This is a genomic window from Salinivirga sp. (assembly GCF_035268865.1).
GTDB lineage: Bacteria > Bacteroidota > Bacteroidia > Bacteroidales > Salinivirgaceae > Salinivirga.
Genome location: NZ_DATFKB010000226.1, coordinates 14701 through 27171, shown reverse-complemented (window position 1 = coordinate 27171; position 12471 = coordinate 14701). Strand labels below are relative to the sequence as shown.

Sequence of the window (12471 nt, the reverse complement as noted above, 5' to 3'; positions counted from 1 at the left end):
ATCGCCTAAATCGTGGGCTATACCTGATTCCACAAGGGCGGGAAGGGAGAAAATATTTAGTTTTTTTGTGGCCTCTATGCTTGGAGAGCCAAGTATTTCTATCAATTTATTATTTACATCCAACACTTCACCCTGGGTATTATAGGTCATTATGCCTATCGGTGAATTCTTAAAAAGTAACTGATACTTTTCTTGTTCAATTTGCAGTTCACGAACTTTCAAATCCTTATTGGCAACATTCTCCAAAATAACACCAAGCATTTGTGTTGCGTTTTTAAATATGGCTTGCTCTGTACTATTTAGCTTGCCTTTTATTATTTTAATTCCTCCAAATGCACTGTTTTTGGTACAAACTTCATAATCAGAGGCATCGATACTGTTCTCACTAGTCCATAAAAACTCGAAATCCGGGAATAGCCCTGACACACCTTCAAGAAAGAGTTGCTTTATCCTTGCCGAATTGTGCAATTGACTCAAATTAGCGGTAAGTAAAAGCAAATTATGCGCAAAATTCTCCATTGAGTTATATATTTAAATATGCCGGATAATTCTCTTTTAACCAAATATCGGGGTCAATAAAGTAGGGGTTTTCTGTTAAAATGCCTCCATTTATTGTAAATGGATGAGTCCGTAATACATTCATTATTGTAGCTCCAGAAAATTTATTCACATTATATAAACAAATACTAATCCAGGGTTTGCCTGCAATAAAATAGTTTAAGCGGGATTCATATACCATGAGCAAATCTGAACCAGGAATGGCATCTAATGCCCACACCATTTCTGCTGTTGCACGAATTGTACGCTTTCCATTTTCCTGTGATTTCGTAAAAAAATCATTAAGCCCAATATCCATTTGTTTGGGACTGAATGCACCTTCAGGGTAATACAATTCTTTGGCAGAATTAATTTGAAAATAATTTCTATCATGCGTATTGCAATGGGGACATCGATGATGCATCTTTTCATGAAAATCTTCAGCTGTACGTTCAGCAGGGCAATATAATTGTAAATCACCTTCTTTATAGCCCTGGGAAAGAAAACCCATGATAATATCATCTCTCTCCTGTTCGGTTTCATATAATCCGGCAACATGTAATCCTAAATTACATGTATAGTCACCAACACCTAATGTAAATGGTTCTTGATTGGAGGTTTTTATGTGCATATTTTTATTTGAAAATATAGAAAAAATACAGCCAGAAAAAAGGCGTAATTATGCGTGTTTTTTTCTCTCTCCAAAAATATTATTGGCTAACCATCACAAAGCAAAGTCATATAAAGAAAAAGCATGTTTCTTGAATAGTAAACTTACTCGTGTGTAAGTTTTACATGCAGTTTGTGGAAATTCCATTGGTGAAAAGTCGCAATAATTTTAAAACATAGCCCGCACACGCATACTGGCAATATGTATGGTTTTGGTATCGTCGCCTGCACGACCGTTATAGCGAATTGTCATTTGAAAACTTTCAGATAATTGCCTGTTCCAATTCAGTTCCCAGGTATAGTTTGCCCCTTTTTGCAATCCGTTGAGTAATTCGTAAGTCAGCGAATTGTTGCCCGTTCCATTAAAGGTAACATCTATGTAATGTAAAGCTGCATCAATGCTGTTTTTACCTGCCTTTGCATAATGGAACGCCACTCCGCCATCGTGATGAACGGCTCGTTCTTCCCCATGTGTATTCTCTTTTTCATCGTATTTATATTTTAGCTCAAAACGATATGAAACTTGTGGCTGTATTCGAAAGGTGGCATCTGTTTTATAGTTCCTGATATTGTAATTATTGGCTGTAAAATAATCTGCTGTTTTAGACTTTTCACTCAACGATGCTGTATTGAGTAAGGTCAGGAATTGTGTAATATTCCAGCGGGTTTGCAACTCAAGAGTCTGCAACTCCCTACCCTCAAGCCCGTTAGTCAACAGGTTCTTACTCACAGTTTGATTCACAACCAGATCTGCTCCAAACCTGGGGTTTGTTTTGTTGAAACTGAACATATTTCTTAATGACTGACTATTGGAAACCAAAGCAGTATCGTTGTTTTGCAAATTAAACGGATTGGCATATACCGAAAATTTATTATTGGTAACTTTTCGATTCACACTAAAAGCAAACTGATTAGAGAACCGGGCAAGTAGCTGGAGCCATTTATTTTCGCTCACTTTCCATTTACGAAAATTTACATGTATGTTTTGCTTAAATTGATTGGCATAAACAGAAATATAATCATCTGTTGGAATATACATTCTGATGTGGTCCGCCTCTGCAGGGATCTGTGCAATTTCAAACTCATTCAGTTCTTTCACACCATTTTCATTACGGTCGATCCAGATGTAATTTCCCTGCCCCTTTTCTACCTCCAGGTAGGCATACTCTTTTTTGCTTTCGAGCCCTGTACTCACCTCATAAAATGTAGATGACCGAATAATGCCATCCCAAACCGTGCTGCGGTTCTCAATACGGGCACTAACATGCTGATCGGGAATATCAACCCGTACAAGCGAATCATTTAAAATGCGCACCTCCCTGTAATTGGCTACCAGCCGCCATTTTACATTTGCATTGCGATGCAAATCTGTGTTGAGTGAAATTCCTCTACGCTCTTTTTTGGGTGTCATATCTCCACCAAGTGCCTGATGATCTATTCGGTAATTTGCTGTTAGTTCTGCGTCCACACCCTCCATTTTTCGATTTTGCAAATACGCTTCATAAATAAAAAACTCATAAGAGGCAGGGTTAAGTACATCTTGTTGGTTTACAAAAGTATTGATCTCAAGCTCCTGCCGCACACCGGCTTCAAGTTTCCAAAAAGGGACACCCAATGCAGATTTCGATCTAAAAAAATCACTTTTTAGACTATCGTTCTCAGCTCTTAAATAGCTGACCTGACTCTTCAGATTAAAAAATTTGTTCTGCCATAAAGCATTGCCGTCACCTTTCAATCCATTAAATGAGCCCGGTACCCAATATTGATTCGCACCCAAAGCGAGGTCGAGCACTTTTTGTTTTTTATACTGCACGGCTAACCCGGCCAAGTGCTGATTTGCCCTGATCTGCAAATCACGGGTATTCCAATCGCGTTCAAACTCAGCTCTGCGAAACCGTTCAAAAGGATTAAAATTACTATGCACAAACTGATACTTTGATTGAAGTGTAAAGCTTTTTAAGGAATCTCCCAATAGCCTGTGCTGACCTTCATAATTTACACCAAGCCCGTGGTCGTCGGACTGATCCAGTGTTGAAAAAGTATTTTCATCTTTTCTTGACCATGCCACCTCAATACGGCTTGTGCTGAACTTGCTATGGTTTACTTCAAGGCCGGTGGTAACCATTTGCTGCGATTGGGGTGCTGCTAACTTCACTACCGGGGCGTAATTCCCCTGTGGTGTTCCATTCTCCGGGGCAACCCACCGGTAAACCTTTCCATTGGCCAGGTTATTGGCTTGCACATAATTTCCATTTTGAGCGCCAACCAGGCTAAAACCCAACCGGTATTTGGCTGAATCTGGATTATTGGAGTAATAATAAACCTCATATATCTGACCATCTACCATAGAATCGCGGCGTGCATACAAGATAATATCCTCATCGAACTCCTGTTCGTTTATATTTGGAACGACAGCAGCACCGGTATTGTCACCCACACTGGCAAGCACATCAATTTGTTCCTGGTCCAGATCCTGATCAACCGGTTGGTTTTTGCTATCACTTTCGCTGATAACATTCATCCATATGCGGGTATTGCCGCTTTTAATCTCAGCATAGTCGGCCACCAGAAAACGGGTATAATTGCGCTCAGTATATTCAAACTCTACATAAACCCTCATATCATTTGAGATGGGCACTGAAGGATTAAAGGTCACTTCTGCACTGTTGTAGTCAATGATATAATCGTTCTGCTGTCCCCTTTTCATCTCTTCGCCATCGATGATAACACGTTCCGATCCTGCAATAATTATAATGAAACGTTCGCCGTTTGCACCATTTAGTTTATAAGGACCCTGGTTGCCTTCTACCGGCTGCAGCTGTTGACGATAATATTTCCCTTTAGCCACGGCACCTGATACAGTATTGGTTATTTTTACTGTATTGGTATCCCGCAAATTAATTTTATTGGTTACCTGAATACCTTGCAGCTTTTTATTCACATTTAAAAACGTACCGGCAGGTTTATCTAATTGGTAATCGCCAAGCACCAGGTTGACCTTTTCATTAAAAACCCGGATAAATATTTTATCGAACTCCTGTAATTGCTGGGTATTACCATCAGGCTGCACCGGAATATTATTGTCGGTAATAGAAGCTACAACCGACAACTCATTGGTCAGCTTGCCGGAGAGTTGCAAGTTTAAACTTGAATTCATGGTTACATCCTGATTATTACCAAGGGTGAAACCACGGGAAATGCTGCCGGAGCGGTTAATATCTGATTCCTGGAAAAGCTCAGTACGCTGATTGTTTTTTCTCAAAACAGGAAATGGCTTGTTAGATTCGAGCAAGGCTTTGCTTTTATGATAATAAGAAGAATAGAGAACAGACGGATATCTGCGCCAGGAAATATGCACAGAATCTGTATTGGGTAGCTGTTCAAAGTAAAGAATAGATTTTTTATGGTCGACCCGATACTGCTTATCCGGAATAATGCCATCAGACGCTCTGATGATAAGGCTGCCATTCACGCTTTGAAGCGAATCGAATTGAATTGTATCAGTAAGTCTGAAAAACCGGCTATACAGATTTGATTGCTGGGCATAGATTGAACCAGCCAGAAAGATAAACACACATACAAACAAAAATCTCTGCATATAGGCAAAAATAAGTCATCATTGTGATAAATAACGATGAATAGCTCAATTTCATGTATCTGATGGGAAGGAATATTAAATAAAAAATGACCGGTAATAACACCAGCCACTTCCACAAAAAACCATTAAACCTAAGGTTTCATGATATCAATTTTTTTATTGTTAAACGATTTAAAAAGGGGCAAAATATTTTAAAAAACAATCCCTCACAGTAGACATTTACAATTTAAACTAAAAAAAGGGCACCAGCCGTAGCTAATGCCCCGGGTGCCTGACGGCACCTTATGAAATTTTAATTGTACGAGGGGGTTTGGGTTTTGCTTCTTCTTTTTTCGGAATGGTGATACGAAGCTCCCCATTTTCGTACTTAGCTGATATTTTATCCGCATCCACAATATTCTCAGGTAATGTGAATGTACGGTTGAATGATTGATAAGAATACTCCCTGCGAGTGTAAGTGTCCTCATCCATGTTCTTCTCATTTTCTTTCTCTGAAGAAATGGTCAACATGTTGTCTTTGAGATCAATATTAAAGTCTTTTTTCTCCATTCCCGGCACAGCTACTTCAACCAGAAATTTGTCTTCTTCGTCTTTAATATTTACCGCAGGCAATGTCGTATTTGTTGGTGAATAATTGCTATTTGTCCAATCTGTAAGCTCTTTGTCAAAGAAGTCACCAAACAATTTTGACATAGTTGGGAACAGTTCATTTCTACGTGCTAACATAGTGGCCTCCTTTCTTTTTTAGTTTAACTTTTTTGCCTTCACCCAACATAAATCAAATGGTATGCCAGCGGTTAAACAAGCCAATGTGTCACCTATAAACCCACCTTAAAATGCCTTTTTGTCACCCTTATTAATGTAAGTTCTTAATCCCGGGCATTTTAATCGGGGGAAAAGAAAAAATGACAGAGCTAACCGAACAAAAAAAGGCTCCGCTGAAAAGCGAAGCCTTGATTTATAATTATAAAAAGTTCATTCGTTGATTACTCCAGTTCATATCCCATGGTTTTGCCTTTTTCAACAGCAGGAATACCTTCACGCATCCATTTAGGTGCAGGTTCTTCTTTGAGATAGTGATCAAAAAATTGCTTCATACGAATACTTAAATCTTTCCGATTAGGGGTTTTACCACGTTCATTGTGGGCACCATCATTATAGTTGAGCAGCCAAACGGGTTTATTGAGACGACGCAACGCAACGAAATACTCTATTCCCTGGTACCAGGGTACTGCACCATCGCCATCATTATGCCGCATGAGTAATGGTGTATGAACCTTTGGAGCATAGAAAACCGGAGAGTTTTCGATATAGTGCAGAGGTTTCTCCCAAAGCGTTCCGCCTATGCGGCTTTGAGTTTCCTCATACTGGAACATTCGGCTCATGCCACTTCCCCAACGAATGCCGCCATAGGCTGAAGTCATGTTAGATACAGGTGCCCCGGCTGAAGCTGCTGCAAACATATCAGTTTTAGTAATAATATATGCAGCCTCATATCCGCCCCAGCTTTGTCCCTGAATCCCAATATGATCTTTATCAATAAAATCATACTTATTCAACAATGCAACCGTTCCGCTTGAAACATAATTGTAGGCACTTTCACCGGGGTAGCCTACTTTATACCGGATATTAGGAATGAAAACAATATAATCGTTACTGGTATAAAATGTAGTGTTGATAATAGAACGGCTTGGCTTTGGTGTCCAGTGCGCATGCAACCTGTCCGAGTAAAGACGATAAAAATATACCATCATTGGGTATTTCTTATTTGGATCGAAGTTCTCTGGTTTGTAAAGCAAACCCTCCTCCTCGGTTCCTTCAGAAGTAATCCACTTCACCAACTCTACACTGCCCCATTTATATTTGTTTTGCTGGGGGTTCGTATTTGAAATTTTCACAGGTTCTGAAATCTTCATGTCGCTGTACCAAACATCCGGATAGTCTTTAAACGAAGCTTTTTGCCAAATGAGCTTATCGGCGTTTTTTGCCTTGCGTGGGGCATAAAAGCGGTAATCATCCATGATAAGTTTTTCCGGATTTTCACCACCACCCAAACTGGTTATATAGTAACCTGACGCCTTTGTTTTTTGGTCAAAAGCAGTAAGCCAGAGGTCCGACTTTGGATCTATGTATTTGGCATCGCGGTCTAATTGCCTGTAACGAAACCTGATGTTATTTTTTCGTCCGTATTCATTGGTAAGGCATACGGGATCTTTACGGCCCGACGGGTCAATTTGCCAAATATCAAATTCATCGTACACCAAAAACCAATCATCATCTTTAGTCCATCCGGCATAATAGTATGGCGAAGGTTCATTGGGATAATCATGGGTTACGCGATAGAACGGCACATCCAGGTTGCCTGTCAAATTTCTGTCTTTTTTGTCTTGAATATCGTACACGTGCCAGGCGCTGTCATTATTATTGTAATAATTTATATATTTTCCTGAAAAGGAGATACTTGTAGCTGACTGAATTTCCTCCAGCACTTTGATTTTTTGGCCTGTAATTACATCTACCACGTATACATCTTTGTAGTAAGGCATCTCCCATGATCCTCGCTTTTCATACGGCTCATAATCGGCTCCGTAGGCTACATCTCCATTACCATCAAGCGTTAACCGTACATTTTGAAGCTTTTCATCTTCCAACTGTACCAGTTTTTCTTCCGATATATGGTATACAGTGAGATAGTTACGATTTTCTTCTCTTTTTTTCTCTTTCAACTGTTCGGGCTGAAGTTTTCCGTCTGTCCAACTCCACAAATCAAGGTTCACTTTTTCTTCGTCAAGCAGGGTATCTTTGGGCTCAGGTTCCGGAGCATCTGCAATTCCAAAAAAGAGTCGTTCATCATTATCTGAAAAATAAATTCTGCCGTGTTCACTAACAGTCCAACCTTCGGGAATTTCGGTTGACAAAGTATCAATCAACCCGATAGTTTCTTTGCCATTCCAGTAATGCAAACTATAAACTCTGTCTTTTATGGTGTCGGCACTATGTATAAAGGCAACATGCTGTTCGTCAATGCCTGGCTCCACCTTTTTAGCCAGCCCGTCGGCTACAAAAACAGTATCTACATGCCGCTTTCGTGTATCGAAGGTGACCACAGCTGATCGGAGTACAGTGTCGTTTTGCTGTTTTATAAACGTAAGCAAACGGCCATTGTCAGAAAAGGCATACTCTGTAACATTCTTGAATCGGTGTGTAATATCTTCTACTGGATTATATACCACTAACTCATAAGCATCGGGTGCATTTTTATCTGCCTTTTGCTTTTTCTTTTTGGTTTTTTCCCTGGCAGAGTCGGCAACTGTACTATCTTTTTTCGTTTTATCTTTTAAAGGTTTCTCATTTTGCCATGCAATCCAGTCACCATCATCTTCAGGGATTTTAAAAGATTTTACACGGGCATATTTTTTCAGTTTTTCAGATTCTGTCAAATATATCCCCAGGGAATCTTTTGGTAGTTTATCTTTTTTCACGCCATCGAGTTTCATTTTCCTGACCGAATCATGCTGAGGTTTAATCGAAAAAGCAAGAAACGCAGAATTAGGGGCAAACTTTGGGTTGCCTCCACGTTGAAAAGTCGTTTTCTCACCAGAAGAAGCCTCCCATATTTTTAGCACGCCATCTCCTTTATAAGGATTTATTTCATAGGCCACAAACATACCATTGGGTGAAATTTTTTCGTTACTCAAATGATTCCAGTGATCGAAATCATCGACCTGGAGTGATTTCTTTTCCTGTGCGCTTAATGAAAAGCTTGCTATAGCGAACAGTACAATTGTAAATGCAAAATATTTAAAATACATAACAGGTTGATTTATATAATAGCACGCAAAATAGTTAATTTCGGTAACATATTAAAAATCGTCCGACAACGAACACTCAATTCAAACCACTTGACAAGCACTCAACAAAACAGTAAATTAGTTAGAAAAAATGCAAAACGTCCTGAAACTCTCAAATAAAATAATTTGGCCAGTAATTGCCTTTGGCATTACAATGGCAATGTTCGAAGCCTCAGTTGTTGTATATCTCCGCGAGCTTTATTATCCTGAAGGCTTTTCTTTTCCGTTAAAACTCACAAGTGACAATGTCGCCATCACTGAATTTTTAAGAGAAGCTGCATCGCTTATCATGATAGGAGCTGTGGCATGGCTGGCCGGCAGAGGCTTCACACAGCGCTTTGCATGGTTCCTGATCATTTTTGCCATCTGGGATATCTTTTACTATGTTTTTCTTAAGGCAATTCTCAATTGGCCCGAATCATTTATGACATGGGATATTCTCTTCCTTATTCCCGTACACTGGACAGGTCCGGTGATTGCCCCGATATTGATATCTCTCATCATGATTGCACTGGGTACATTAATGCTTAAATTTACTGCACTCAAACAAGCTCCTGCTATTATAAACAAGAATGATTGGTGGTTTTTAGGCAGCGGGGCCTTTGTTGTATTTACCGCATTTATACTCGATTATACAATATACCTGATATTGAATTTCGGCAAAGCACTGCAAGGCAGTCTTATTGAAAAATTAACAGCCCTTTCTTTGAAATACAAACCAGACTACTTTCCATGGTGGCTTTTCTTAACGGGTGTAGCATTGCTTGTTTTTATGATCTCCCGCTATTACATACGAAACAAGCAAACAAGCCCAACAGATTAAAATAAAAGGAGATGGTTTAAAGCTCTGCAGATAGCAATTTTTATAACTTTGCCTTTCGGACTAATGCAACGTTTTACCTCATGATCAGAAGCAGGGTTTTAAAAAACTTTTTCAAAATCAAGGTAGCCGTAACAGGTTTAATTATTATATCATTGATATTTATCATTGCTCTTCTGGCTTATGTAATAGCACCAGACAACACTCCATATGCCAATGGTCAGCAAATTACCCTGGGAAATATCAAACCAGGCAAGGTAATAACATTTCTAAATATCAAGCGCAACAAAATAACAGATTCGGAATCCTGGATTTATAAATTCATGCATGGCTTTCCCTCTGCCTACAATCGCATACCCATTAATAACTGTGAGGTTAACGGCGACAGCATTTTTATAGAAGAGTACGGCAGTACAAGTAAAACCAAGTTTCAAAACAGTTTTCATCTGGCCGACATCTTTTATGCCATACAAGGAGAACGAACAATTAAAAAGAAAAGCGGAAATTACATTATCCCAATTGTTAATGGTAAGCATAAAACCGTATCAATCTCAAAGCTTAAAGCGCAAATACCAGAAGAAGCCATAAAGCAGCAAACATTTTGGCTAGGCACCGACCGGTTTGGTCGCGACATGTTAAGCCGTATAATTGTGGGCAGCCGAATTTCTATTTCAGTCGGCTTTATTGCTGTTGGCATATCACTCTTTGTGGGCATTATACTGGGCTTACTCGGTGGTTATTACGGCGGCATTGTAGACAAACTAATTATGTGGCTAATAAATGTAGTGTGGTCCATTCCTACGCTCCTTTTGGTGATCGCCATAAGTATGGTATTAGGGAAGGGATTTTGGCAAATATTTCTGGCTGTAGGGTTAACCATGTGGGTAGAAGTAGCGCGTGTTGTGCGGGGCCAGGTAAAAAGCTTAAAAGAAAAAGACTTTGTGCTATCCGCAAGGGTGCTTGGTATTTCTGGTAGCCGCATCATGTTCCGACATATCTTACCTAACACCACCGGACCATTAATTGTAATTTCAGCAGCTAACTTTGCAACAGCAATACTTTTAGAAGCAGGCTTAAGCTTTCTGGGCATAGGCGTACAGCCACCGATGCCATCCTGGGGCAATATGATACGCGACCATTATGGCTACATTGTGGTGGACCAGGCTTACCTGGCCATTGTCCCCGGAGTTGCCATCATGCTTATGGTGTGGTCGTTCAATGTGCTTGGCTATGGGTTAAGAGATGCTTTCGATGTAAAAAACTAGGTACTAAAACACCCCCTTTTGGTATAAAATCTCACTTTTTCTGAACTTTCTACCCCGGCTTTGCGTTTAAATAATACAAACTGTTAATGAATGAGTTATATTCACAACATAGAACACATATTTCAGTGGAACAGGTTAATATCTGCCCGAATCAATATCCTGTCTGTTAAGTTTGTAGTTAAAATAAACCAGGGCCACTGATAACTTTGCGCAAACAGGTCAACTACATTCCTGTTTATTATTTTCATTCACATAGTTAAAGATCCTCAAAAATAGCAAAGAAGCTATTTTTTGACACCACGCACAAATTATTAAAATCTTAAAAATAAATTTATTATGAGACGAATAATCATTTTCTTATCAACCGCCATTTTCTTATTCACAATGGCATGCAGTAACGAACAGACAAAAGATGAGGCACAAAAGCTTATAGATAAGCAGACAAAAGCCCTTGAAAAGGAACAGGAATCAGTAGAACAGGTTTTTGATAAACTGGATAAAGCCAGGGATTCACTTACACAAGAACAACAAAGGCTTAAAAGCACAAAAGCAACTGTAGAAAAAAATGTCAATGAACTTGAACAGGAGCAAAAAGAGTTCGCAAAAAACTTAAAGCAAGAGGAAAAATCGACGCTTGAGAACAAAAGAAGCGAACTGGAAAAACGCCTAACAGAGCTTGAAGACAGTATTAAAACAGTAGAAAAAGAACTTGGTAGCCTTGATGAAAAGACTGACACTCTTTCAATGCAGGAAAAACAGTTAAAAGACCAGCAAAAGCAGGCAAAAGCAAAGCTCGTTACGGGTATTGAGAAAATTGATGAAAGGCTCGATGAAATTGAGAATCAGCGCAAGATAAAACAGAAAGAAATTGAAATAAACAAACAGAAACAGAAACTGGCGCAACAAAAGATTGATTTACTCAAAGATGAAAAAAGTGTTTACCTGAGAGAAAAAAACGAAGTACTTTCAAGCGACGGAGATGATGCAGAGCTCGAAAAGTATAATCTCAAAATTAAAGACATTGAAAGTAAGATAAATGATGAAGAGAGCAAAGCATTGGTTGCTGAGAAACGCATATCGAGTTTAAAAAAATGGATGCAGGATGTAGAAGAACTTCAAACAAGGCTGAGTACGATGATGGAGGAAGAGTACAGCGAAAATGAAATCATTAATGAATTCACCAATAAAGAAACACAAAGGCTCAAACAAGAGCAAACGAACATTGAGGAGGAAATGAAGTCCCTCAAACAAATGAAAACCGACCTGGCAGACAAGAAAAAAGCTGTAGATGAGCAACTATCAAATGTAGACGAACAAATTGAACTTGTAAAAAGTCAGGAATTGTCTGAAATTCTGGCCAGAAAGTCGGCCATTGAAGAACAGGCAGCCCAGCTTTCGAGCGAAGAGCAGCAACTACATAAAAAACAAAAAATCACGACTCCCGTGCCAAAAGTTGACACAACGGTAGAGGGAACAGATTTACTAAAAAGCATTGAAGAAGACATTAATGCCAAGCGTAAAAACATTGAGAACCTGAAAAATGAAATTGCATTAGAACGGGAAAAGCTGGCTGAAAAGCAAGCAAAAATTGAGGAAAGACGTTCAGAAAACGTCAAAAAAGCAGCCAAAACCACGGTTATTATCATAATTGCAGGCCTTATAGTTGTAGTGCTCCTTTACCTTATTGGACGTAATGCAGCAAGAAAAAAGAAAGCAAAAAAATAATTCAGG

Annotated in this window: 8 protein-coding genes; 3 read left to right on the top strand and 5 right to left on the bottom strand. The window is 39.2% G+C overall.

What is annotated here, in order from left to right:
* The 5 genes from VJ937_RS13615 to VJ937_RS13595 all read right to left on the bottom strand — a co-directional run.
* Nucleotides 1-519: PAS domain-containing protein (locus VJ937_RS13615; RefSeq protein WP_324067956.1), on the bottom strand; the 519-nt coding region annotated here is incomplete at its 3' end.
* 4 nt (nt 520-523) lie between these two features.
* Complete coding sequence (locus tag VJ937_RS13610; RefSeq protein ID WP_324067954.1) at nt 524-1168, bottom strand: MEDS domain-containing protein; 645 nt, start codon at nt 1166-1168, stop codon at nt 524-526.
* A gap of 207 nt (nt 1169-1375) precedes the next feature.
* Nucleotides 1376-4804 (bottom strand): hypothetical protein, encoded by a 3429-nt coding sequence (locus VJ937_RS13605; RefSeq protein WP_324067951.1) that lies wholly within the window; start codon nt 4802-4804, stop codon nt 1376-1378.
* A gap of 282 nt (nt 4805-5086) precedes the next feature.
* On the bottom strand, nt 5087-5530 hold the full coding sequence (locus tag VJ937_RS13600; protein ID WP_324067949.1) for an Hsp20/alpha crystallin family protein: 444 nt from the start codon (nt 5528-5530) through the stop codon (nt 5087-5089).
* Between the two features lie 260 nt (nt 5531-5790).
* Complete coding sequence (locus tag VJ937_RS13595) at nt 5791-8616, bottom strand: S9 family peptidase (RefSeq protein ID WP_324067947.1); 2826 nt, start codon at nt 8614-8616, stop codon at nt 5791-5793.
* 130 nt (nt 8617-8746) lie between these two features.
* Here VJ937_RS13595 and VJ937_RS13590 point away from each other — a divergent pair, with 130 nt between their 5' ends.
* The 3 genes from VJ937_RS13590 to VJ937_RS13580 all read left to right on the top strand — a co-directional run bounded on the left by VJ937_RS13590 (nt 8747) and on the right by VJ937_RS13580 (nt 12465).
* Nucleotides 8747-9478, top strand: a complete 732-nt coding sequence (locus tag VJ937_RS13590) for a hypothetical protein (protein WP_324067945.1) — start codon at nt 8747-8749, stop codon at nt 9476-9478.
* 80 nt (nt 9479-9558) lie between these two features.
* The gene (locus VJ937_RS13585) at nt 9559-10740 is read left to right on the top strand and encodes an ABC transporter permease (RefSeq protein WP_324067943.1); all 1182 of its coding nucleotides are present in this window, start codon (nt 9559-9561) and stop codon (nt 10738-10740) included.
* Between the two features lie 336 nt (nt 10741-11076).
* Nucleotides 11077-12465 carry a hypothetical protein gene (locus tag VJ937_RS13580; RefSeq protein WP_324067941.1) on the top strand — a complete coding sequence of 463 codons (1389 nt, stop codon included), beginning with the start codon at nt 11077-11079 and terminating at the stop codon, nt 12463-12465.
* Nucleotides 12466-12471 lie beyond the last annotated feature (6 nt).